Annotated in this window: 25 protein-coding genes; 12 read left to right on the forward strand and 13 right to left on the reverse strand. The window is 67.6% G+C overall.

The window, feature by feature from the left end; all coding sequences use genetic code 11:
* Window positions 1-128: 128 nt before the first annotated feature.
* Entirely contained in the window at window positions 129-770 is a 642-nt protein-coding gene (locus Psi02_RS31815) for a dihydrofolate reductase family protein (RefSeq protein ID WP_203979538.1), read from the forward strand.
* 107 nt (window positions 771-877) lie between these two features.
* Here the strand turns inward: Psi02_RS31815 and Psi02_RS31820 are convergent, their stop codons facing one another.
* Entirely contained in the window at window positions 878-2,092 is a 1,215-nt protein-coding gene (locus tag Psi02_RS31820; protein WP_203979539.1) for a cytochrome P450, read from the reverse strand.
* A gap of 253 nt (window positions 2,093-2,345) precedes the next feature.
* Between Psi02_RS31820 and Psi02_RS31825 the strand changes: the two genes are divergently transcribed.
* Window positions 2,346-2,615, forward strand: a complete 270-nt coding sequence (locus tag Psi02_RS31825; protein WP_203979540.1) for a signal peptidase II — start codon at window positions 2,346-2,348, stop codon at window positions 2,613-2,615.
* A 135-nt stretch (window positions 2,616-2,750) separates the two neighbouring features.
* Here the strand turns inward: Psi02_RS31825 and Psi02_RS31830 are convergent, their stop codons facing one another.
* From Psi02_RS31830 to Psi02_RS31860, 7 genes are all read right to left on the reverse strand, one after another.
* Window positions 2,751-3,473, reverse strand: coding sequence for a hypothetical protein (locus Psi02_RS31830; RefSeq protein WP_203979541.1), 723 nt, complete (start codon window positions 3,471-3,473; stop codon window positions 2,751-2,753).
* A 167-nt stretch (window positions 3,474-3,640) separates the two neighbouring features.
* Window positions 3,641-4,258, reverse strand: a complete 618-nt coding sequence (locus Psi02_RS40875) for a phosphotransferase (RefSeq protein WP_308442286.1) — start codon at window positions 4,256-4,258, stop codon at window positions 3,641-3,643.
* Between the two features lie 90 nt (window positions 4,259-4,348).
* Window positions 4,349-4,753, reverse strand: coding sequence for a VOC family protein (locus Psi02_RS31840; protein WP_203979543.1), 405 nt, complete (start codon window positions 4,751-4,753; stop codon window positions 4,349-4,351).
* A gap of 10 nt (window positions 4,754-4,763) precedes the next feature.
* Complete coding sequence (locus tag Psi02_RS31845) at window positions 4,764-5,201, reverse strand: helix-turn-helix transcriptional regulator (RefSeq protein WP_239095331.1); 438 nt, start codon at window positions 5,199-5,201, stop codon at window positions 4,764-4,766.
* A gap of 151 nt (window positions 5,202-5,352) precedes the next feature.
* Window positions 5,353-5,685: a hypothetical protein gene (locus Psi02_RS31850; RefSeq protein ID WP_203979544.1), complete on the reverse strand. Its 333-nt coding sequence runs from the start codon at window positions 5,683-5,685 to the stop codon at window positions 5,353-5,355.
* A 9-nt stretch (window positions 5,686-5,694) separates the two neighbouring features.
* Window positions 5,695-6,282, reverse strand: coding sequence for a TetR/AcrR family transcriptional regulator (locus Psi02_RS31855; protein ID WP_203979545.1), 588 nt, complete (start codon window positions 6,280-6,282; stop codon window positions 5,695-5,697).
* Window positions 6,283-6,546: 264 nt separating this feature from the next.
* On the reverse strand, window positions 6,547-7,581 hold the full coding sequence (locus Psi02_RS31860; protein ID WP_203979546.1) for a DUF4331 family protein: 1,035 nt from the start codon (window positions 7,579-7,581) through the stop codon (window positions 6,547-6,549).
* Window positions 7,582-7,731: 150 nt separating this feature from the next.
* On the opposite strand from Psi02_RS31860, the gene Psi02_RS31865 reads away from it, so the two are divergent.
* Both Psi02_RS31865 and Psi02_RS31870 read left to right on the forward strand, forming a co-directional pair.
* Window positions 7,732-8,664 carry a LysR family transcriptional regulator gene (locus Psi02_RS31865; protein ID WP_203979547.1) on the forward strand — a complete coding sequence of 311 codons (933 nt, stop codon included), beginning with the start codon at window positions 7,732-7,734 and terminating at the stop codon, window positions 8,662-8,664.
* Window positions 8,665-8,800: 136 nt separating this feature from the next.
* Window positions 8,801-9,991, forward strand: coding sequence for a serpin family protein (locus tag Psi02_RS31870; RefSeq protein WP_203979548.1), 1,191 nt, complete (start codon window positions 8,801-8,803; stop codon window positions 9,989-9,991).
* 84 nt (window positions 9,992-10,075) lie between these two features.
* Here the strand turns inward: Psi02_RS31870 and Psi02_RS31875 are convergent, their stop codons facing one another.
* The 3 genes from Psi02_RS31875 to Psi02_RS31885 all read right to left on the reverse strand — a co-directional run bounded on the left by Psi02_RS31875 (window position 10,076) and on the right by Psi02_RS31885 (window position 14,558).
* Entirely contained in the window at window positions 10,076-11,149 is a 1,074-nt protein-coding gene (locus Psi02_RS31875) for a WxL protein peptidoglycan domain-containing protein (protein WP_203979549.1), read from the reverse strand.
* Between the two features lie 93 nt (window positions 11,150-11,242).
* Window positions 11,243-13,219 carry a purple acid phosphatase family protein gene (locus Psi02_RS31880; protein ID WP_203979550.1) on the reverse strand — a complete coding sequence of 659 codons (1,977 nt, stop codon included), beginning with the start codon at window positions 13,217-13,219 and terminating at the stop codon, window positions 11,243-11,245.
* Between the two features lie 121 nt (window positions 13,220-13,340).
* Window positions 13,341-14,558, reverse strand: coding sequence for a HupE/UreJ family protein (locus tag Psi02_RS31885; protein WP_203979551.1), 1,218 nt, complete (start codon window positions 14,556-14,558; stop codon window positions 13,341-13,343).
* Window positions 14,559-14,731: 173 nt separating this feature from the next.
* Between Psi02_RS31885 and Psi02_RS31890 the strand changes: the two genes are divergently transcribed.
* The 4 genes from Psi02_RS31890 (at window position 14,732) to Psi02_RS31905 (ending at window position 18,043) form a co-directional block, all read left to right on the forward strand.
* On the forward strand, window positions 14,732-15,394 hold the full coding sequence (locus tag Psi02_RS31890; RefSeq protein ID WP_203979552.1) for a type 1 periplasmic-binding domain-containing protein: 663 nt from the start codon (window positions 14,732-14,734) through the stop codon (window positions 15,392-15,394).
* A 230-nt stretch (window positions 15,395-15,624) separates the two neighbouring features.
* Entirely contained in the window at window positions 15,625-16,068 is a 444-nt protein-coding gene (locus Psi02_RS31895; protein WP_239095333.1) for a hypothetical protein, read from the forward strand.
* Window positions 16,069-16,127: 59 nt separating this feature from the next.
* A complete protein-coding gene (locus Psi02_RS31900) occupies window positions 16,128-17,390 on the forward strand; it encodes a sensor histidine kinase (RefSeq protein WP_203979553.1) in 1,263 nt (420 codons plus the stop codon).
* A complete protein-coding gene (locus tag Psi02_RS31905) occupies window positions 17,387-18,043 on the forward strand; it encodes a response regulator transcription factor (protein WP_275415309.1) in 657 nt (218 codons plus the stop codon). The genes Psi02_RS31900 and Psi02_RS31905 overlap by 4 nt, the downstream gene beginning before the upstream one ends.
* A 38-nt stretch (window positions 18,044-18,081) precedes the next feature.
* Here the strand turns inward: Psi02_RS31905 and Psi02_RS31910 are convergent, their stop codons facing one another.
* On the reverse strand, window positions 18,082-18,678 hold the full coding sequence (locus tag Psi02_RS31910) for a dihydrofolate reductase family protein (protein ID WP_203979554.1): 597 nt from the start codon (window positions 18,676-18,678) through the stop codon (window positions 18,082-18,084).
* 192 nt (window positions 18,679-18,870) lie between these two features.
* Here Psi02_RS31910 and Psi02_RS31915 point away from each other — a divergent pair, with 192 nt between their 5' ends.
* Complete coding sequence (locus tag Psi02_RS31915) at window positions 18,871-19,356, forward strand: GNAT family N-acetyltransferase (protein WP_203979555.1); 486 nt, start codon at window positions 18,871-18,873, stop codon at window positions 19,354-19,356.
* 128 nt (window positions 19,357-19,484) lie between these two features.
* Here the strand turns inward: Psi02_RS31915 and Psi02_RS31920 are convergent, their stop codons facing one another.
* The gene (locus tag Psi02_RS31920; protein ID WP_203979556.1) at window positions 19,485-20,891 is read right to left on the reverse strand and encodes a sensor histidine kinase; all 1,407 of its coding nucleotides are present in this window, start codon (window positions 20,889-20,891) and stop codon (window positions 19,485-19,487) included.
* Window positions 20,892-21,163: 272 nt separating this feature from the next.
* On the opposite strand from Psi02_RS31920, the gene Psi02_RS31925 reads away from it, so the two are divergent.
* From Psi02_RS31925 to Psi02_RS31935, 3 genes are all read left to right on the forward strand, one after another.
* Window positions 21,164-22,303 (forward strand): serine/threonine-protein kinase, encoded by a 1,140-nt coding sequence (locus tag Psi02_RS31925; RefSeq protein WP_203979557.1) that lies wholly within the window; start codon window positions 21,164-21,166, stop codon window positions 22,301-22,303.
* 93 nt (window positions 22,304-22,396) lie between these two features.
* Window positions 22,397-22,756, forward strand: a complete 360-nt coding sequence (locus Psi02_RS31930) for an ArsR/SmtB family transcription factor (RefSeq protein WP_239095334.1) — start codon at window positions 22,397-22,399, stop codon at window positions 22,754-22,756.
* Window positions 22,753-22,986: a hypothetical protein gene (locus Psi02_RS31935; RefSeq protein WP_203979558.1), complete on the forward strand. Its 234-nt coding sequence runs from the start codon at window positions 22,753-22,755 to the stop codon at window positions 22,984-22,986. Before Psi02_RS31930 ends, Psi02_RS31935 begins: the two co-directional genes overlap by 4 nt.
* The last annotated feature ends 248 nt before the right edge of the window (window positions 22,987-23,234 follow it).

A 23,234-nucleotide genomic window follows, 5' to 3' on the forward strand; every position in this document is an offset into this window, starting at 1 on the left:
CGATACAGATTCGGGCTTGATCGCGTGCTGTCGCCGGTCGGGTCCTCGGCGATCGTTCGATGAGTTTGCGTCCGGACGCCGGTCTAAGTTCGTGCCGGTACAAGCCGGGACGCAAAGAGGAGGACACCATGGGCACAATCCACATCGACCTGTTCGCGACGCTCGACCTGGTCGGCCAGGCGCCGGGCGATTCCGAGGAGGACCCCGACGGCTTTCCGTTCGGGGGATGGCAGGCGCCCTTGTTCGACGAGACGGTCGGCCGGCAAGTCGGGGCCGGAATGGAGGGCATGGACGCCCTACTGCTGGGCCGCAAGACCTACGACATCTTCGCCGCGTTCTGGCCGAACCAGGTCGACGGCGTCGACGGCGGGATCGCCACGCTGTTCAACGAAATCCCGAAGTACGTCGCCTCGCGAGGCAACCCGGATCTGGACTGGGCGGGCTCGACGCAGCTGGGACCTGACCTGGTGAGCGCCGTACACGAGCTGCGTGGCAGGCATGAGCACGTCCACGTGATCGGAAGCCTGAACCTGGTGCAGACCCTCCTGCACGAGCGCCTGTTCGACCGGCTCAACCTGTGGGTCTTCCCCATCGTGCTCGGCGTCGGCAAGAAGGTGTTCGACGGCGGTGCGGTGCCTGCCAACCTGATGCTCCTCGAGCCGCCCGTCGCCTCGCCCAAAGGCGCTGTGCTGCTGCGTTACGGCCTGGATGCAGGGACCCCCGGCACCGGAGACATGCGACGCGAAGACCGTGGCGTTGGTTCGAGCTGAACAGTAGCCGTATCGGTGGCGACCACTCCGCACCCGTACATCCAGCCGACGGTGCCGGTAGCAGCACAGGGTTCGAAGACAGGCACGTGGTCGTGGCTCGGTTGAGGTCAGCCTCCGATGGTGACGGGCATGGCGACCGGCCGATAGACCAGACCATCGGTCCAGGTCACCGACTCGGGCGAAATCGTCAGGCGGAGGGCGGGGCGCTGCGTGACCAGAGTCCGGATCGCCTCGGTGAGCTCGACCCTGGCGAGGCTGGCGGCCAGACAGCGGTGCGGGCCGTAACCGAATGCCACATGCGGGTTGGGAGGGTGGTCGGTGAAGCGGTGGATGTCGAACCGGCCGGGATCGGGAAACGCCTGCGGGTCGTGATTGGCCGCGTTCAGGTTCGGCATGACGACCGTCCCCGCACTCAGCGAGCCACCGGGGAGGTCGGTGTCTTCCGTGATCCGGCGCATGAAGGCGCTGGCGGGCGGCCCGTCGAAGCGCAGGATCTCCTCGACGGCGGTCGCCACCAGCGACGGGTCCGCGACCAGCTCAGCCCACTGTCCGGGATGCAGAAGCAGCCGGAAGACACCACGGCCGATCATCGACGCCGTCGTCTCGTGACCGGCCGTGATGAGAGAGAAGACGGTGTTGACCAGCTCACCTTCCGACAGCCGGTCATCCTCGTCCCTGGCCTGGATGAGCAGGTCGATGAGGTCCCTGCCGGGCGTGGCCCGATGCTGGGCGACCAGCTCCGCGGCATAGGCCATGAATTCGGTGTAGCCCTCGTAACGCGCCTGCTCGGTCACCGTGGAGGTGGTCAGGAACATGTCCGTCCACCGGACGAACTGCTCGTAGTCGTCCAGCGGCACGCCGAGCATCTCGCAGATGACACGGCCTGGTAGCTGCAGGGCGTATCCCTGGACGAGATCGAAGTCGTCACCCAAGTCGTCGAGGAGTTCTCCGGCGATCTTCGCGATGCGAGGGCGCCACGGTTCGATCTGGCGCGGAGTGAAGGTGCCGTGCATGATCCGGCGGTAGCGGGTGTGGTCCGGCGGGTCCTGATTGATCAGCGCGTCCGGGTCGTCGTCGATGCCGACGCCGCTCACGAACCGCGGCAACCCCGGCAGACGCAGATTGCGGCTGGAGGTGGGTGAGGCCAGCAGAGCCCGGATGTCCTCGTACCTGACGGCCACCGGGACATGGTCGCCGCTGGGCATGGGTGCGGGCTCCAGCGGCCCCGACTCGCGCCTGCGGGCGAACTCCGGTGACGGTGTCGCAAGTGGTCCTGGCACGATATCCGGCCAAGTTCCGTTCGGATCCAGCTCGGTGGTCATCGCAACCCCTTCCGGTTCCGGGCACCCAGGGGAAGGCCCACGCGCAACGTATGAAATGCCGTGTCGGCCGTCAACAGGCGGATCAGGGGCATAGACGGACCGCTTCATCGGCATCGGCATCGGCATCGGCCGGCGTCACACGCTCGCAGGAAAGGGTCGTTTCGATAGATTTGATGCTGGAAGGTCATAGATTGCGGGGTAGTGGTGTCGGAGGAACGAGGTTCGCGGGTGACGAGGCTGGGACTCCGGCGCTATGGGTGTCGCGCGTGGGCTGCACTCGACCGCCTGGACCGTCGCGCTGGCCGCGTTGCTGGGCGGCGCCACTTCCCACCTGCTTGACCGGCTCTTCCGCGCTCCCGGCTTCGCCCAGGGGCACGTCGTCGACTTCATCGACTATGGCGGCCTGTTTGTCGGCAACGTCGCCGACATCGCACTCACCGGGGGCTGCGCCGTTCTCATGCTGCTCAGCCTGCGTGGCGTGCCCCTCGGTGTCGTGGCCGACAAGGGGCATCCGTCCGCATAGAACGTGCGCACGAGCCGGAATCGCGATCCTGCCGGCCGTACCTCACCACAGACCTTGAGCCGTCTGCCGTGAGCACCGCGCGCCTTCGATATCCGCCACCCGGAGCCTCAGGCACTCAGCACCCAGCGGCCATCTTCAGGGCCGTGCCAGCACATCAAACAGGGTCTGCACCCCGCCAAAGATCTCCACAGCGGCCAAGACGGAGATCAGGAAGTTGAGACAGATGGCCATCAGGCAGCCTTGACCACCGCTCATCCGGCCAGAGGCAGGTTCCTGAGGTCCAAGCCCGCGCCACACCGCACGGGGCTCGGAGAACAGGAACATGATGGCACCGATCTCACCCACCGAGAAAAGCCAGAACCACGCCCATCGATTGCCGAGGCGGGGCCGTGCCGTACCGATCATGATCACGAACGTGGCGATCCATGCCACCGTGACCAGCCAGCTCACGCGCGGAACGGGAACCTGGAACGGCCAATCAGGCAACAGCCCGCCACCGTTGTTACGGCTTGAAACCCACCGCACCACCGGACGTGGACTCACGGCGCTGAGATCGTTCAGCAGATCGCGCCTCATGTAGGTCAGCGTCGACGACGCCTTCGCCTGATACCAGAACAGAGGGCCAATGGACCAGCGCAAATCATGCAAGTGATCACCGCTGCCCTCGTAGATCACGTACGTGATCTGCCCAGCGTGTAGCGCCGTCTGGAAGTCCGTGGCAGAACGCTCCCGGGGATTCGCGCTGAGAACGGTTAAAAGAGCACCCCATAGCAGCACGACCAGAAGGACCACACGCACCCACAAGCCCACGGTCCGATACGGCTCCCGCATGACCAGCGTTTCCTGCTGCAGGCGCACGTCTCCCCCGTCATGTGGCTACCTCCGAACCATAAGTATTCTCCTCGAAACGGGCACAGTCTGATCGATGGACGAAAGTGGGCCGTCAACCGGGCGACAAGGGAATCCACGGTCACTCATAACCGGCCTGACGCCCAGGTCAGCGGCGCTACGTGCCCACGATCACGTCAACCTCTCTCGTGGGCCGCCTCGCCGAGGTACAGCTCCGCGAGTTCGCGTGCCCTGGACTGGACGCGAGCGATCCCCGTCGGGCTGTTGAACGCGGCATAGGGCGGCCAGAGGAAGACCAAGACGGCGAGCTCTTCCGCCACCAGAGCGCATTCCAGAAGCTTGTGGTCCCCGGGGCGACGGTCCACGTAGGCATGGATCAGCGCCGAGGGGACGACCACACCCGAGGACGTTGCGCGCACGCTGAGGAAGGCCAGGTCGGATACGGCCCGGCCGACTCCGGTCGACTGCCAGTCGCAAAATACCGGTGGGCCCGTGGCGTGCACGATGTTGTCGGTGTGGCAGTCCCCGTGGACGAAGACCGGCGGCAGCGCACTGCACGGGAGCGGTCGGTGCGAGGTACCGGTAGAAGCGCAACTCCCGCCGGGCAGCCGCCAGCGATTGCGTACCCAGCGTGGGCGAAGTGACCTTGAGGTAGGCGGCCTCACCGTCGATCGTCCGCACGGCATGAACACCGGCGCCGGACCGGGACTCGATCCGCACATCACGCCGCTCGGGGGCCGCGCGAAACTCTCGTAGCGCCAGTTCCACGAGTTCGCTCGGCACGAGAACAGCATGCCACCGCTCGGCGGGGCTGACCCGCATGCTGTATTTAGGCATTCCGGGGCTCATGGACGTACGGCGAGTTCAGCGCATCAGCGGTGGCGTCACCCCTGATCGATGCGGACCAGATTGCCCGCGGGGTCGCGAACGGCGGCGTCACGGGCGCCCCACGGCCGATTGGCGGGCTCCTCCAGCACCTCGGCGCCGGGCGCGGCGACGACCTTCTCGAAGGTCGCGTCGAGGTCGTCGGCGCGGAACTGGATCATCTGCAGCTCACCTTTGGCGAGCAGGGCGGCGAGGGCGTCTCCGTCCTCCCGCGAGCGGCCGGCGTGCGGCTGCGAGAGCACGATCGTGATCTCGGGCTGGCTGTCGGTGACGAGGGTGATCCAGCGGAAACCGTCGTGGGCGACCTCGTTGCGCACGGTCAGACCTAGCGTGTCGCGGTAGAAGACGAGGGCGGCGTCGGGATCGTCGACGAGGACATGGACGCCGCTGAGTGAAACTGTCATGCCCCTGACATTAGGCGGACGCGGCGACGGATGAGCTGTTCTGTTGCCCGCGCCCCCGCCGCGGCCGGGTCAGCACCATCGCCTGGCAGCCCGACAGGAGGCGGAGGTCGTCGTGGTCGCCCGCGCGGTACGCACTCGGCGTCTGCCCGACGATCTCGGTGAAGCGCGCGCTGAAGGACCCGAGGCTCGTACAGCCGACCGCGAAGCAGACATCCGTCACGCTCAGGTCGCCGCGGCGCAGCAGCGTCTTCGCCCGCTCGATACGCCGCGTCATGAGATAGGAGTACGGCGTTTCGCCGTAGGCGTCGCGGAAGCGGCGACTGAAATGCGCGGTCGACATCAGCGCCGTACGAGCGAGCGCGGGCACATCGAGGGGCTGCGCGTACTCGCGGTCCATCCGGTCGCGGGCCCGCCGCAGTCGCCGCAGCTCGTCGAGGTCGGAGGTCATACGACCATTGTGCCCACACCGACCGATCCGCGGCGACGAGGTGCACCGTTACAAGCGCGATGCCTCCGACAAGGGCACTTCGGCTCCGGGGCGATCGCCACGGGCCTGCTCATAGCCGTCAACCTTGACCACGTACCGGAACGAACGGGCTCTACTCGGAACGAGGACCGGTCGTCTCGTCGGCCAGGCCCGCGTGCTGGGGTTCTCTTCGACCGAAGGCGCCCGGTCCCGCGTGGAACAGTCCGATGAGAAGTACGCCGAAGGCGGCGGAGCCGAAGGCCCAGACGGGATGACGGTCGGCATGTGCCCAGTACACGAGCAGCACCGCCAGGACGAGCCCGGCCCACCCGCTGACGAAATTGGACAGGGGCCCGTTGCCGGTCATGTTCGGGTAACGCTCCCTGGTGATGCCCCGTACGAAATGAGGGAGGGCGTTCCCGCCCATCACTCCACCGAGAAAACTGAGGATGATCGTCTGGCCCACGGCGTCTCCTTAACGGGCGCTGGACTGGTGATCGAGGAGGGGGAGAAGCACGGCGTCGACCAGGTGGCGGATGAAGGCGTCATCGAGTGGTTCGCCGGTGACGAACAGTCTCGAGAACAACATGGCCGAACTGATCTCCACGAACATGGTGTCGTCCACCGACGCGGAGAGCTCCCCCCGTCCGACGGCCTGGGCGATGACCGCGCCGAAGACCTCGCGCTTGTCATCGATGAGTTGTGCCCGCACCGTTCCGGCGAGCCCCTGATCGCGGTGCATCGCGATCATGAGGCCGAGGATGAGCGCGGCGTCCTGACCGACCAGGTTGTTCCGCATGAGGCGCAGCACCGCCAGCAGGTCCTCGCGCAGGTTGCCGGTATCGGGCGGGGACTTCGCCGGATTACCGGCGCGCCGCCTGACCGCGGTCACCACCAACTCGGCCTTTCCTGGCCATTTGCGGTAGATGGTGGCTTTGCTGGATTGGGCCCGCGCGGCCACGGCGTCCATGGTCATCTGGTCGTAACCGACCTCGGCCAGCAACTCCAGCGTGGCCCTCAGGATCGCCTCCTCGCGCAACTCGCTGCGCCTGGGCGTTTCCAACACCGTCACCCCGATTCGAAACGAAACCGTTTCGTACGGTACCCCGAAGACGAAGTGTACGCAATCGTTTCGTTCGCGCATGGCCCGGAGTTCACCCAGGAACCTGAGTGGTCAATGCCGGCGTACGCTCCCGCTGCCACATCGCGACTCCCAACGATCCGATCTGATGGATCAAGACTCTCAGCGCCAGATCCTTGGCAACAGAACGATCAATACGCGACGGGCGAGGACAAATGTCACAATCCCTGGCCGCCTTCCCGCCGGTCAGCTTGCGGGTGGCAGGTAGGGGAAGGTCCGCGTGGGCTTGGCCGTGACCGACTCCTTGGTGATGCCGAGGGCGACCGGGATGTTGCCGGCGAAGGAGAACATGACGTCCGGTGCGTTGTCGGTGAGCGAGCGGCCGTTCCATCCGGCGAACCCGAAGGAGGCAGGGGTGCCGACGGTGTAGGGCAGCACGTTGGGGAAGATCCTGCCGACGACGGTCCGCGCGTAGGCCTCCGGGTTCTCGGCGGTGCCGTACGCCCGCACCACGCCGGCCACCATGTCCGCGACCGTCTCGCCGTGGACCTCCAGGTCCTCGACCGGCCGGTTGGTGTTCAGCCAGTCACCGAGGTCCTCGTTAAGCTGGGTGAACAGTGGATGGATCATGGGCAGGCCCGCCCGGTTGATCGGCCGTCGGCCTCCTGCGTCGGTGGCGAGGGAGGCCAGGCCCCACACCCCCAGTCCGCGGTCCGGACCGGCCACCGGCAGCAGTTCCTCGTCGGCGATCTCCAACACGATGGAGTAGACCGTGTGCCCGGCGAACGCGTTCTTCGCCTCCTCGGGGTTCCAGCCGGAAAGGTCGATCGTGGTCCCTTCCTGGAAGGCCCTGCCGACCGCGTGCAGAACGTCCGGCTCGATCCAGAACGGGTCACCGGCCTTCCCGACCCACACCCGGCCGCCACCGTCAAGCTCCACGGTCTCACCGGTACGGCCCTGGGCGATCAACGTTCCGGCGGCGAAGGCCTCGCACGCATCGGGGCCGGCCAGGCGCCGCACCTGGTACGTCTGCGTTCCCTGCTCGTCGCGCTCGCCGAAGGTGAAGCGGTAGGTCAGGTCCTCGACGGCATCGCCGTTCGCGTCGATCTTGAACTCGTACGTGCCCTCCGGGTGCAGGCCCCGGGGAACGTCGTCGCCGGCGAGCGAGTGACTGTGGTTCGTGACGAAAACCGTGCCGCGCTCTCCCCGGAAGACATAAAGATCGGTGATGTCCAAGCGCGGGTCCTGCCGAGCGATCGGCGAATCGAGGTGGTGGGACATGTCGCACTCGCTTTCTCTGAATGATCCAGCAGGGCAGAAAGTGGCCGCCGGAAACCCGACAGAGCCGGCAGCAGGCCATCGCCACGATCCTGGCCAGGGACGCTCGAGGCCGGTACCCGTCAATCCGGAATGAGGTAATAACCTGCAGTTATGGGTGGGACGCCGCCGGATTTCGAGAGCCTCCTGCTGTTGACCCTCGTTGCGGAGCTGGGCAGTCTCGGACAGGCCGCCGAGCGGATGGGGATCAGCCAGCCCGCCGCGAGCAAGCGCCTGGCCATGCTGGAGCGGCGGCTGCGGCTTGCCCTCGTGGACCGGGGCAGCCGTGGTTCGGCGCTCACCACGGAGGGCAAGGCGGTCTGCCAGTGGTCCGAACGGGTGCTGGCGGAGGTGGGATCGCTGATGGCCGGCGTGGCCGCGCTACGCGCCGACCAGGACGACGACCTGCGAGTGGCCTCCAGCATGACGCTGGCCGAGCACTTCCTCCCGCACTGGATCGGCGCTCTGCGGCAGCGGTCGCCGGACGTCCGCGTCAGCCTCAGGGTGACCAACTCCGAACAGGCGGCGGCGATGGCCACCCGCGGCGAGATCGGCATGGGCTTCATCGAGGCACCGGCGGTTCCGCCCGGACTCAGCTCGCGTCAGGTGGGTGCCGACCGACTGGTCGTCGTAGTCGCGCCGAACCACCCCTGGGCGCGGCGACGCCTGCCGGTCGAGCCTGACGAACTCGCCCGTACGCCGCTCATCGTCCGCGAGCCGGGTTCAGGCACCCGGGAGACCCTGGAGCGCATCCTCACCGGCATCGACGTGGAACCGGCGCGGCCGCTGATGGTGCTGGACGCGAACGCGGCGATACGCGCCGCGGTGGTCGCGGGTGTCGGACCGGCGGTACTCAGCGTGATCACCGTGCGGGAGGAACTCACCGAAGGGCGCCTGCTGGAAGTCCCGGTGGCCGGGGTGGACCTGCACCGGCGGCTGCGCGCGGTGTGGCCGAAGGGCCGCCGGCTGACCGGCTCCGCCGAGGAACTCCTGAGCATCGCCTCACGCCGCCGGCGGATGGGCGCGACCTCTGTCCGCGAGTCGTGAACCTTCTTCCACGCACGTACGTCACATGACTATGCCCATCGATTTGCCGGGCCGGATACTACGGCGGGAATTCTTGGCGGTTTCCCTGCTCGCGGCCGCCGCGGCGGCCTGTGGGGGTGTCGGAGGTGATTCGCGGGTGCTGACGGTCGAAGGCGTGAGCCGCGAGGTTCCGAAGAACGCGCCCGTCGCCGAGGTCGTACGGGGGCTGACCGCCTTCGGCCATGCCTTGTACGAGACGACGGCGACTGCGACGGCCAACACGGTGATCTCGCCGCTGAGCGTCGCGTACGCGTTCGGCATGGCCAGGGCGGGAGCGGCCGGCGCCACCGCGTCGGAGCTGGACGAGGTCTTCGGTTTTCCCGCTGCGGGACCGCACACCGCGTTCAACGCGCTGACCAGGCAGATCGTCACGGTCGACGGTCCGCCGCCGGCACTTGACCGGAAGGCCGTGAGGGACGCGCAGAGCAGCGAGCCGAGTGCGCCCGTGGTCGGGATCGCCAATGGGCTGTTCACGCAGCAGGGCATGCCCGTCAAGCAGGAGTTCCTTCGTACGCTCGCGTCGCAGTACGGCGCCGGTGTGCGCGCCGTCGACTTCGGCGAGGACGCCGCCGACGTCATCAACGCGTGGGTCGACGAGCAGACCGCGGGACGTATCAAGAAGCTGTTCGAGCGGCTGGACTCGGCGACCCGGCTGGTCATCGCCAACGCCGTCTACCTCAAGGCGGAGTGGGAGCAGGGATTCGCCGACCCTCCAGAGGAGAACGCCACGTTCACCAGGGCCGACGGAACCACGGTGCGCACGAAGCTGATGCGTCAGAGCTCCGACCTGAGGTACGCCTCCGGCTCGGGCTGGCAGGCCGTCGAGTTGCCGTACGCCAAGAGCGACCTGGCCATGTGGGTGCTCGTACCCCAGCGCGGTGCGTCCCCTGCCGAACTACTCAAGCCGGACACCCTGCGGCAGGTGGCGACCGGGCTGACAACGACCGGTGTCGACCTTTCCCTTCCTGGCTGGGACTTCGGCACAGACCTCGAACTGAAGGCGGCGCTGAAGAAATTGGGGCTGAACACGGTCTTCGACGGCGCCGACTTCTCCGGCATCGCCGACGGCCTTTTCATCGGCCAGGCGGTCCACCGCGCGAACATCACGGTGGACGAGTGGGGGACCGAGGCCGCCGCGGTCACCGGGCTGGCGTTCGTCACCTCCGCTCGGGTCGGCCAGAACGCCGAGGTCCGCGCCGACCATCCCTTCGCATTCGCGATCATGCACCGGCCCACGTCGACGCCGTTGTTCATCGGCCATGTGGCGGACCCGACCGCATCGGCCTGAGGGACGCATGCGGGAGACGGGCAGGGGTGCGCCGGCCGGGCTGATGGTCGGCGCAGCGCAGGTCCACCCGGTGCGGTGAAGGCGTCAGCGCGCCTGCGTCTCCTGCTCGCGAAGCGCCTGCTCGACGGCGTCCCGTACGCGGGCGTCCTCACGCAGCTTGCGCTGTACGCGGCCGCGGCGCGAGAGAAGGATCGCGGCGACGATGACCGCGATGAGTACGACGACCAGCAGAGACAGCGTCCACGGGACGGCCCAGCCGCCCGCCGTCACCTGGACCGGCTTGAGCGGGCTGGTGGAGCCCGACGCGTCGGTGAGCAGGGGTGTGATGGTCGCGGTCACGCCCAGCCTGACGGCGGGTGCCGCACCGCGGACGGGCACCGTCACCTTCCAGCTCTCACCGGGGAGCAGCTCCGGGGGCGAGGCGATCTTGTCCGCATCGGCCTGCAGCCACCCGAAGGGGCCGGCGACCGACACCGTCTGCTGGGCGGACAGCATGGCGTTGCCGGTGTTGTGGATCGTGTACGTGACGGTGGCGTCACCCGTGGCGAACGGGTTGAACGAGCCCGCGTAATCGAGGGAGAGGTTCTCGATCGCGAGGGTCGGCTTGAGCTCGCCGCTGACCCGCAGCTTGACCCGGATGCCGAGGCGCCGATCCACGTTGATGCCCTCGGCCTCGTCGGCCTGCGTCAGGGAGGTGAGGATGCCGCCCACGTAGTCGCCGGGCGTGGCGTTGTCCGGAACGGTGACCGTGAAGGGAATCTCGACGGACTTACCGGGCTGGATCGTGACGCTGTCGCGGCCGGCGCGGACCCAGGCACCGATCGCGACGGATTTCTTGTCCTTGGTGAGCAGGTCGAGCTGGCCCGTGTCGGTCGTGAAGCCGTCGGCGGCGTAGACGCCGAGTTTGAGCGGGGACTTGCCTTTGTTGGCCACGACCATGGCGTCCTCGACCCGGCCACCGGGGTTGACGTCATAGCTGTAGCTGGACCGGTCGTCGCCGTAGTGGTTCGAGACCGTCCTGACCGTCCATGTGACGTTGCCGTCGTCTGCCAGAGCGGGGCCGGCCCCCAGGCCGGCGACCGCGAGAGCGGTGAGCATGGCCAGGACGGCGGTACGGACGAAGGCGGCGACGGGGGTCTTCCGGCGCGTTATGGGCATCTCGGAGTCCTCGGACGATCTTTGGTGAATCTGGAACGAGAGGCGGGGTAGGCCGCCCGAAGGCGCCTACCCCGCCAGGTCAAACGAGTACGATCAGCTGCTCAGCGCGGTGACCGTGAGCGTGGCGCGGTAACCACCCTTGGCGACGCTGTCCGGGATCTTCAGATCCAGGTCGGCGCCCAGCTTGGCCCCACCGCGAGGGTGACCCTGCACGGCCGAACCGAGGCCGCGCGAGACGGACAGGCCCTGGCCGTGGTCGACGTAACCGGAGGCCACCGGCTTGGCGGCCGTGGCGCCCGCGCCGCCGTCGAGGACGTACGGCGTCCAACCGAGGTTGGCGCCGGAGAACGTCTTGTCGGCGTCCTTGAAGTCGCTGACGTTGGCCGAGATCGACCACGGAGCGAGCGAGCGGCGGCTGTCCGACACGAGGATCGGGTTGATCTTGCCCGACGCCTCGAAGTGGTCGCCGTTGGTCTCCTTGGCGGTGCCGAGGTCGACGAGGCCGTTGTAGCCGTCGATCGTCCAGCCGAACTCACCCGGAGCGACGTTCGGCACGTTCACCTGCAGGGCCTGGCCGTCACCGTTGTACGGGTGGACGGTGACCTTGTCGACGAGCGAACCGACGGGCTGGCCCTCAGTGGTGTTGTTGCACCAGTTGCCCTTCTCGACCGACGAGTTCGGGGCCGCACAGGTGCCGCTCCGGACGTTCTCGACGACGAGCTTGTCGTTGCGCACCTGCACCTTGACGTAGGTGCGGACGTGCTCCTGGTTCTGAACCGAGTTGTACCAGTAGCTGTCCGGGTTCAGCGGGTCGGCACCGTTGCCGGCGCCGCTCGTGCCGGTGGTGTCCGGCTTCGTGATGTCGTAGTACTTCGAGCCCGAAGCCGAGTTGCCCGTCACGTAGAGGACGCCGCCGGGACCGGCGTAGACGTCGGCGGCACCGGGCTGCTCGTCCGGGTTCGCCTTCTCGCCGTTCTTGATCAGGTAGCTACGGGAGTAGCTGTGGTCGTGACCCTGCAGCACCAGGTCGACGCCGAGCTTCGAGAAGGTGGTCGGGAAGTCGACACGCCGGACCTTGTTGTCGCTGTCCTTGGCGTGGTCGGCCGGCGAGTAGATCGCGTGGTGGTAGGTGAGGACCTTCCACTTCGCCTCGTTGCCGTGCTTGTTGATGACGTCGGTGACGAAGCCGATGTGCGCCGCGTCGCCGCCGCCGTTCGCGGAGTTGTAGCTGTTGCTGTTGAGGTCGATGAACAGCACATCCTTGTAGATGTACCAGTAGTCACCGCCCGACTTGGTTCCCGCCGGGTTCCCGTTGTCGTAGTACGGGGCCGTGCGGTCCGTGTTCGGGGTGGTGAAGTGCTGCTCGTAGGCCTTGCCGCCGACGTCGTGGTTGCCGATGGTGGCGGCCCACGGGTACTGGCGGAGCTTGTCGGACGCGAGGAAGGCGTTCCACTGGGTCTCAGTGTTGGCCGTCTCGACCTGGTCGCCGCCCGACACCAGAAGCTCGGCGTTCGGGTTGGCCGCCAGCGCGACGTTCAGGGTGTCCGCGAAGCCGGCCCCGTCCTCCGCGACGTCGCCGGACGAGCCGATCTGCGGGTCGCCGAAGAACAGGAAGTCGTAGTTGCCCTCGAAGTCCTGCGTCTTGAAGGAGTACGCCGGGGACCAGTTGCCCTCGGAGCCGACACGGTAGGAGTACGCCGTGTCCTCCTTCAGGCCGGTGATCGTCGCGTGGCGGTTGAAGCCACCGCTGGTGGCGATGTTCGCCGCGCCGGTGGCGTCGAAGGTGGGGGCGTCAGCGGGGAACTCGCCGTTGGCGACCTGTGCGGTCGGGGCGAGCTGGACCTTCTGCGCGGTGTCGGCCGAGGAATACCAGGTCACGGTGCGCTGGGACTCGTTGGAGCCCACACCGAGGATGATGCCGGTGAGCGTGGCGGACTCGGCGGCGCTGGCGGGGGCCGCCAGGCTGCCGACGGTGGCCACAACACCCAGGCCCAGGAATGCCGCCGTGGCCCCTGCGGCCACGCGGCGCCGCACGAGGCCGCGGGCCTGTGCGGAGTTGCTCGAAGTCATCGGTGATGTTCCTTTTGCCGATGGGTTTGGAGAGAAATGCCCAGCAAACCTCTCGCTGCCAGGTAAACCGACCGTTAATGCGATCTAGCAGGTCAGCTGAACCTCCCAAGAACCTGTGAGGTCACAACCCGAACACCCGTTGCACAAACCAGATAAGCCCCATAACGGACACGCCCGCAGAAATCACGCCTGTTGCCCAGAGGCCGGCCCTCGGCGAACGGCGACGAAGCACGGCCAGCAACGGGAAGACGACGGCGATGATCGCCAGCTGCACGGTCTCGATGCCGACGTTGAACACCAGCAAGGACCACAGCAGGGTCCACGACCAGGCCTCGTTGATCCCCAGCGCGCCCGCGAAGCCCAGGCCGTGCACGAGGCCGAAGCAGAACACCACCGCGAGGCGGATCCAGCCCGCACGGTCCAGGCTGAAGTGACCGCGTCCCAGCGTGGCGATCTCGGTGGCCTGGTCGCCGCGGCGCCAGATCTGCCACAGGTGCCAGCAGGCGACCGCGGCGATCGACAGCGCGATGACGGGCTCCACGACACTCGCGGGGACGTCGACCAGCCCGAGGGCGGCGAGCATGAACGTCACCGAATGCGCCAGGGTGAAGCTCGTGGCCGCGAGCACGATCTCACGCAGGCGCCGCGACCCGGCGATGAGCGCCAGCAGGAACAGGATGTGGTCGATCCCGGTCAGCAGGTGTTCGGTGCCCAGGCGGAAGAACTCCCAGAACCGCTCGTACCACGCCTGAGCGGTCGAGAAGGACGGGTGCGCGGCGTCGAGCGCGGCGCTGCCCGAACGTCCGTCGAGCTCGTAGGTGAGGATCGTCTTGGTGCCCTTGACGTAGGTCTCGGCGTCGGGGAACAGCCCGCTGCGCACCTCGTGGTCGTCGCCCTGCTCGGGACAGACCCAGTCGAGCAGCAGCCGGGTGTACGGCACGCCCTCCCGAGCGGTCATCGTGAAGTCGCCCACCTGCGCCGGCGTGCAGGCCTTGCCGCCCGAGGCGACGGAGAAACGTTCGGCGACGTACTTGACGGCCGACTGCGTGTGGGCGTTGAGCGCGGCGGCCTGTCCTTCGGTGTCCTGCGCGTCGAACGCGGCGGTTCCCGCCTTGAAGAGGGAATCGTCCTTCTCGTAGTCCGCGGCGGACACGACGAAGAGGTCGTACTCGAGTTCCAGCGTCGTCCGTACGTGACCATCGTCGCCCGCGGCGACGTGGACGTACACGGTCGACGTGAACCCGTGGGCGAGCGCCGGGCCGGCGCTCAATAAGGCGATCACCGCCGCTGTGATCGCGATGACGATCCCGACGACGGTGCGGCGCACCCGCTGTGACATGTGGCTCCTTACGTTGCCAGTGCACGTTGCACGTCACGGGTGAATGAGAGCCAGACCGCCGACGAACTGCGGAAAAACAAATTCCTGAACGCCTCCTGAGGATGGAAGGCGGCATGACCTGGGATAGGAGGATGGACCCCGCACCATCCGCCATCACTCGGAGGACGATCGCCTTGCGCCCGCTGCTTCGGGCCGTCGCCACGCTGGCCGCGGCCGCAACTCTGATCACCGGATGCGGATCCGGCGGCGACTGGTCACGACCGCACTCCAAGCCCACCCCCCTCGGCGCACTCGGCGCGGGGTTCATCGACCCCTCCGTCACGCCCGTCCCGGAGTCGACCGTCACGCCGCGGCCCGGCTCCTGGACCGAGGTCCGTCCGTCGAAGGACTACCGCGTGGTGCTTCTCACCGCAGGGGACGACCGCCCGACCAAGGCCCTCGTCACGGCGGTGAAGGGCTGGGCCGAGGACGAGGACGTCGACCTCAGAACGGTGGTCGCCGACCCGGCCAACCTCGTCACCGGCATCACCAAGGCTCTCGCGATGGGCCCCGACCTCATCGTCAGTGCGGGCAACGACCTCATCGACCCCCTCGCGCTGGTCACCGCGAACCACCTGTCTCAGCAGTTCCTCGTCGTGGGCGCGGAGTTGGCCGAGCCCACCCACAACGTCACGGCGGTCGACTGGTCCGGCGCGTCGTTCCGCGGCGAAGGGCTCGGCATGTCCTCGACGTACGACCCCGAGTCGTTCACCGCCGAGCGCTGCTCGGCCGCCATCAGGTCAGGCGTCGCGGCCGTCCTCAACGATCTGACCGGGATCGTGATCTGGCTCGACTAGCTCCGGCCTCTGCCAGGAGCGACCGCCACCGGGTGATACCGGTTGACGTCGACAGGTTCGCAGCAGAAAGCCCGCGACCTGCGAGTTTGGTCTGACGGTCAGCCGATCGGTGGATCGGCTCAGCCGTCCGGCGGGGCCGCCGGTTCAGCCGCGCCCTCAGGAGATCGGGCGATGCGTGACCTGGTGTGACATTGCGACGCTTGAAGCCGACCAGAGAAGGAAGGCTCGCAATGAACACCCCCATTTCGCTTCCCGCCGAGATCTCCGACGAAGCCCTGAACAATCCGCGCAGCCGCACGGCGTTCCGTACGGTGAAGCTCCTCGTCGGCGGCTACGTCGCCATCAGCGTGCTCACCCTCGTGGCCGTCTACCTGCTCCGTGACGACGCCGGATTGGTGACCGACACGGTTTGGGTGCGCGGCGGGATCGTCGTCCTCAGCTCCCTGCTGATGCTCGCCTTCGCGACCGGCACCACCCGTGGACGTCGCCGGGCCTATCTGCGGTTGCGGATCGCCTCGGGCGTCATGGTGGTGGCCATCGCGGTCCTCGTCGCACTCCCGGGATTCCTGCCGATGTGGATGAGGATCGAGCAGACCGTCTGCGGACTGCTCCTTGTGTGCGTCGTCGCGATCGTGAACGGCAGGCACCTGCGCTCGTTGTTCGCCACCAGATAAGACGCCCCAATACAGCTAGATTTGTCCGATATGAACATGAGCCGCACAGGAGGACGCGGATGAGCGGTCCGGTGCGTCGCCGGCCCGTACCGGCAACCGTCCTTCCGTACGCCTTGCTGGCGATCCTGGTCGTCGTCACGGTGGTCGCCAAACGGTCGGCGGGCGAGTCCCTGCTCATCGACCTGGCTCTGTGCGCGCTGGCCGCGGCGTGGATGTTGTGGGTCTTCACGCTGCATCCCGCCTGGCGGGAGCGCACGCGGGTGATGGCGGTGTTCTTCACCGTACTGATCGCGATCATGGCGGTCCTGGTGGCCAGGGACCCGTGGTTCGGTTTCTTCACGCCCGCCGGGTACATCTACGCGTTCGGGGTCCTGCGCTGGCCGTGGGAGCCGGTCGGCGTCGCCGCGGTGGCGATGGTGTCGGGCACGGCGCAGGCGTACGGCGTGGAGAAGACCTCGCTTTTCGGCGTGACCATATGGGTCGTCATCATGGCCGCGAACGTGATCCCCCTGTGTGGCTTCGCCTGGTTCGCCCGGCGCAGCGCCCAGCAGAACGAGGAGCGAGAACAGGCGCTCGCAGAGGCACGCGAGGCGAACCGGAGGCTGGAGACGACGCTGGCGGAGAACGCGGTCCTGCACGAGCAACTGCTGGCGCAGGCGAGGGAGGCCGGCGTGCACGACGAGCGGCAGCGGATGGCGCGGGAGATCCACGACACTCTGGCGCAAGGGCTCACCGGCATCGTCACCCAACTGCAGGCGGCCGAGCACGCCGTCGACGATCCAGCAGGATTGCGCAGGCACATCGAAGCCGCGACCAGGCTGGCCAGGGAGAGCCTGTCCGAGGCTCGGCGGTCGGTGCACGCGCTGCGGCCGGAGCCGCTGCAGACGGCACGGCTGAGCGAGGCGCTGGCGAACGTCGCCGGCCACTGGTCGTCGCTGCACGAGATCCCGGTCCAGGTCACGACGACCGGTACGGCACGGCCGATGCGGCCGGAGGCGGAGGTCGCGCTGCTCAGGACCGCACAGGAGGCCTTGGCCAACGTGGCCAAGCATGCACGGGCGACGAGGGTGGGAGTGACGCTGTCGTACATGGAGCACGAGGTGGCGCTGGACGTGCGTGACGACGGCGGCGGCTTCGATCCGTCCCGGCTCGGTGACGGTGCCACCGATGGCCTGCACGTGGATCGCGGCGGGTTCGGCCTGATCGCGATGCGGCAGCGGATCGAGGGCCTGTCAGGGACGCTGCAGGTCGAGTCGGAACCGGGCGCCGGCACGGGAATCTCGGCCTGCGTCCCCGCCGAGCCGGCGGAGGTCTCCGCATGAGCCCCGGCACCGTGATCAGACTGCTGATCGCCGACGATCATCCAGTGGTCAGGGACGGCTTGAGCAGCATGTTCGCCCGCGAACCGGGGTTCGAGGTGATCGGTGAGGCCTCCGATGGGGCCGAGGCGGTCCGGCTCGCCGAGGCTCTGCGGCCGGACGTGATCCTGATGGATCTGCGGATGCCCGGCATGGACGGGGTGAGCGCGACAAGAGAGCTGGCCGGACGCGGGAGTGGCGCGCGCGTGCTCGTACTGACCACGTATGACACCGACAGCCATGTGCTGCCCGCGATCGAAGCGGGTGCCACCGGTTACCTGCTCAAAGACGCTCCCCGTGACGAGCTTCTGCGGGCGGTCCGGGCGACGGCCCGGGGTGAGGCGGTTCTCGCCCCGTCGGCGGCTGCCCTGCTGATGACCCGGGTACGTGCCCCCACCCCCGGTCCGCTCAGCCAGCGGGAGCTCGAAGTCCTCCAACTGGTGGCGGCCGGGGCCACGAACCGGGAGGCGGCGGCCAAGCTGTTCATCACCGAGGCCACGATCAAATCTCACCTGCTGAACATCTACGCCAAGCTCGGTGTGAGCGACCGCGCCTCCGCCGTCACCGAGGCGTTCAACCGAGGACTACTCGTCCCGCGAGCGCCGGAACAGGCCTGACTTCCAGCCTTTCCGGCGCCGCCCGCCGTCGGGCCGGCCTATGCTTCGGCGACCGGCTGGTAGGTGCACACGTGCACACCCGCGTCGCTGATCACCGTCGAGACCAGTTCGAGCGTGCGCAGTGTGCCGTCGCCAGGGAAGATCGTCTTACCCCCGCCGAGGATCACCGGCATGATCATGAGCCGGAGCTGGTCGACCAGGCCCTCGCCCAGGAGGGTGCGCACGAGCGTGGGGCTCCCCATGACCACCAAGTCGCCGCCGTCGGTCTTGTGCAGCTCCCGGATGCGGGCGACGGCGTCGTCACCGGGGATGCGTGTGGTGTTGTTCCACGTCAGCTCGTCATCGCCCAGCGTCTCGGACACGACGTACTTCGCAATGGCGTTCATCCGGTCGGCGAACGGGTCGCTGTCTTGCTCAGGCCACGCCGCGGCCATCGTCTGCCACGTGCGGCGCCCGAACAACAGCGCCTCGGCCTTGCTCAGCGCGTCGTCGAAGGCGCCACCCACCACATCCAGATCGAAGAACGGGTGCGACCAGCCGCCATGGGCGAAGCCGCCGTCCGTGTCCTCGTCCGGTCCGCCTGGCGCCTGCACGACTCCGTCCAAGCTCATGAACTCAGTGATCACGATGCGCATGGGACTCGCTCCTCGGGGGTTGCGTTGCCGGGATGGCAGCCGACCTTCTGCCGTCGCAGGCCGCTCCTGGCGGCCGCGTGATCGCAGGCTATCGCCGAAAAATAATCCAGTCAAGGACGTTAAATTTGTCGGTGCTGACCAGTCGGCGCGACCTGTGTCCGGTCGGTGAAGTCGGTGAATAGGCTGTCGACCATGCTGAGGTTGGAGCGGCTCCGGGCTGACCATGCACCTGCTCTCCTGGTCTTCGAGCGGGAGAACCGGGAGTACTTCGCGCGGTCTGTGCCGGATCGCGGGAACGCGTACTTCGTCGAGTTCGCCTCACGCCACAGCGCCCTGCTCGCCGAGCAGGACGCCGGTCTGGGCCACTTCCATGTCATCGTGGACGATCAGGGGAAACTGATCGGCCGCGTCAATATCGTGGACGTCGCGGATGGGTCCGCTGAGCTCGGCTACCGGATCGGTGAGCACGCCGGGGGCCGGGGCGTGGCGACGGCCGCGGTCGAGGAAGTGTGCCTCCTGGCCGCCTCGGCATACCGGCTCTCCGTGCTCACCGCGGTCACCACCCTCGACAACCCGGCCTCCCGGACCGTGCTCGAACGTAACGGGTTCACCGTTGTCGGGAGCATCTTCCTCGAGGGGCGCCCCGGTGTGCGGTACCAGCGCCGGCTCATGGCTTGACGCAGGTACAGGTGCCGAACAGGGATCCCGTGAAGTCCGAATCGCCGATCTCGATCCCAGCAGCAGCGATCATGGGCTCGAGCGGCTTCAGGACAACGGGGCGAGCCAGATCCGTCGCACGCCCGCGCTCAGTCCGCGCGCCTCGCCTTCGGGAGCGCCCCCGTGGGGCCACGTGGGTCAGCGGCCGGAGAGGGTGCGCATCGGGGGAGGCGCAGGACGAAACGTGCCCCTCGTTCACTGTCCTGGATGGTCAGGGTGCCCTCGTGCGCTTCGGCGATCTCCCGCGCGATCGCCAGCCCCAGCCCGGTCCCTCCCGCGTCCCTGTCGCGGGAGGCGTCCAGCCGGGTGAAGCGGTCGAAGACCATCTCCCGGTGTTCGGGGGCGATTCCCGCGCCGTCGTCGACGACCTCCAATATCGCCGTGGAATTCTCGGCCCGGACGTTGACGGTGACCTGCGAGCCGGCGTGGCGTTCGGCGTTGTCGAGCAGGTTGACCAGCACCCGGGTGATCCGCAGCCGGTCGCAGTTGATGGAGACGTCCTGCCGTAGATTCTTGACGATCTCGATCCGATAGGTCCGGCGGCCCAGTTCCTCGCCGACCAACCGGCCCAGATCGGTCGGCTTGCGGCTGAAGGGGGCCCGCGCGTCAAGTCGGGCGAGTGTCAGCAGGTCGGTCACGATCGCTTGAAGCCGTTCCACCCCGACGAGCACCGCCGCGGTCATCTTGGGCCAGTCGGTGTGGTTCGGGTACATGAGCGCCTCCTCCAGTTGCGCCCGCATGGCGGTGATGGGGCTGCGCAGGTCGTGGGAGGCGTCCGAGGTGAATTGGCGTAGCTGCTGGTAGGCGCCCTCAAGGCGGTCCAGGGTGTCGTTCACCGTTTCGGCCAGGAACTTGATCTCTTCGTACTTCTTGGGCACAGGCACCCGCCGGTCGAGGTCGGTGGCGGTGATCTCCGCCAGTTCCGCCCGGATGGCGTTCACCGGGGCCATGGCCTTGGTGAGATCACGGAAGACCCAGGCGCTGATCATCACCGTCACCAGCACCGACACACCGATCGCCAACAGCAGCGCCGTGGTGGTCCCGTACCAGAGGACCACGGGAACCGCTATGTAGAGAACCCAGAATCCGTCCGGCTGATAGACCTTGTAGGCGACGACGGTCATGCAGCCGCCCGTCAGCCCTGCCGGAGGGCACAACACCTGTGTGGAGCGCACCTGGCCCTTGTCCGAGTGGAAGGTGGCCATCCGCGGTTTGCCTACGAGTTGCCGGGTCGCCGCGACGACCCGGCCCTGTGAGTCCACGACCTGGATCGCCTCGACCCTGCCCTGCGTCAACACGGGCGGGAGGGGACCTTCTCGGATGAGGGGCACAACGCGGTCCCAGGCCGAGGTGACCCGAGTCTGGGCACCGTCGGCCTCCTTGTTGCCTGCGAACAGAAGGAAGAGCAGGCTGACTCCGATGCACAGCAGTGCCGCGAAGGCACCGGTCCCCGCCGTCCTTCGCGCCCGGAACGATGGTCGGTACCAGGCCGGCATCTCACTCCCCCCGAACGTGAACTGCTCGCCCCCCGCTAGTCAAAGAAACCGCACTATTCGGGCATTACGTCCCACAGCCAGGCAAAGTTTTGAGGCAGGCCGACAAGGGATCACGGTCGGCGCACCCGCATTGACGGTCTCTGTGACGCCGCATTTCCCCGCCCAGCGGGCAAATCGAATGCTCACGATGTGATCGTTCACATTGAATGCGGTGCCCACTGCGGTAACGTCGCCTCGGTCTCGCGCGCCCGTGGAGGAGTAAATTGCACGGTTTGCAGCAACTTCGTTCAGGTGATCCCCAGCAAATCGGCCCGTACCGGATCGTCGGCCTGCTCGGAGAGGGCGGCCAAGGCGTGGTGTACCGGGGCGAGGCCCCGAACGGCGAGCCGGTCGCGATCAAGATGTTGCACGCGCGGTTCAGCGGGGACGCCAAAGCGCGATCCCGATTCGCCGCGGAACTGGCACATGCCGAACGGGTCGCCGCGTTCTGCACGGCCCGCATGCTGGACGCCGACGCGGACGGCGACAGGCAATACATCGTCAGCGAGTTCGTCGACGGCCCCGCGCTGTCCGAAGTGATCGCGGCCGGCAAGGCGCCTCAGGGGCCCGCCCTGGAGAGGCTGGCGATCGCCACGGTGACCGCGCTCGCCGCGATCCACGAGGCCGGGATCGTGCACCGCGACTTCAAGCCCAGCAACGTCATCATGGGCGCCGACGGCCCCCGCGTCATCGACTTCGGCATCGCCCGCGCCCTGGACGCCAGCGGCACGTTGTCGAGCGCGATCGTCGGCACACCCGCCTACATGGCACCGGAACAGATCAGCGGAATCACCGTGGGTCCGGCCGCCGACGTCTTCGCCTGGGCGTGCACCATCGTCTACGCCGCCAACGGCGTCACACCGTTCGGGCAGGACTCGATCCCCGCGGTGATGCACCGCATCCTGAACGGCGAGCCCGACCTCGGCCCCCTGTCCGGGCCACTACGCGACATCGTCGCCGCGTGCCTCGCCAAGGACCCCGCCCGGCGCCCCACCGCACGGGCGATCCTGCTCCGCTTGATCGGTGGCAAGGACATGTCGGCGGACACGCTGCTCATGGAGGGCGCGCAGTTCGCCACCGCCCCGGCTTCGCCGTACACACTGCCGCTTCCCGGCGACGCCGCTCCGAAGGACGCCATGAGGCCCGCCGGGCCGTCAGAGCCCACCCGGCCGGTCGCGCGCGGGCCCGCATCCTCACCGGGGAGCGCACCAGCGCGGTCGAGGACAGGCGGCCTCGTGATGGCCACGCTCATCGTCGTGGTCCTCCTCGGCGGCGCGGCACTCGTCGGCACCGGGACGATCGCCGCGATGCCCGTGCTCGCGTTACTCCTGTTGCTGGTGCTGTTCTGGGTGCTGGTGGTGAGACGGCGCTAGCGGCTCACCCCTCCTCACTTCTCGGAGCCACCGCTGTCCGCCGTTGCGCGGGCATTGACGCTGGCCGGGCCACCTGTCAGTCTGGACTTACAGGTGAAATATCGAGACGACAGGAATGGGACTCTGACCAGTGAGGAGCTGCTGGCCGTATTGGCTGCCATCGGCCATCCGCAGCGGCTACGGATCATCGCCGGGCTGTCCGAAGGCCGGGTCCATGTCAGCGAACTGGCCCGGCGGCTCGGCATGTCCCGTCCCCTTCTCTACCTCCATCTGGAGCGTCTGGAGAAGGCCGGACTGGTCGCCGGAGACCTGGAACTGTCATCGGACGGCAAGGCGATGAAGTATTTCGAGTTGGTGCCGTTCGACGTCCACCTGACAGTGGACGTGGTCCTGGCCGCACTCCGAGCAGACGAAGAAGAAGGGCTCAAAGACGTGCAGGAGAATCCGAGATGAAGAACATCATCGTTCCCGTCGCGGCGCTCTTCGGCGTATTCGCCGTCGTCGTAGTAGGCCTCATCTACTACTTCAGGTTTCTCCAGCATCGTGCGGACACGGCCGTGATGGCGAGATACCAGGAGCTCGCCGAGCAGTCGAGCCAGAACCAGGAGCGACTGCACGCTCAGCTCGCCGAGCTGACGTCACGGCTCGCCGCCGTCGAACAACTCCTGCGAAGCGTCGGATGAGGCACCTGCGGCCCATGAGCTGAATTCACCCGATGAAGGCCCGGGGTGGCGAGCGGCAACTCGCCACCCCGGGAAACAGAAGCCGCGCGACCACGCCGTTACGGCGTGCCTTGAAGCGCACGTACCTCCGAAGAAAGGAGAGCAGCTCATGCTGCTCATACGCAAATCCCCTCGTGCGTCCGCTCCAGCGATCTCCCGCTCGACCCAGGTTCCCGGTGTGTCCGCGCTGTCGCGATCGGACCGACGTG

It is taken from the genome of Planotetraspora silvatica, from assembly GCF_016863315.1.
GTDB classification, from domain to species: Bacteria; Actinomycetota; Actinomycetes; order Streptosporangiales; family Streptosporangiaceae; genus Planotetraspora; species Planotetraspora silvatica.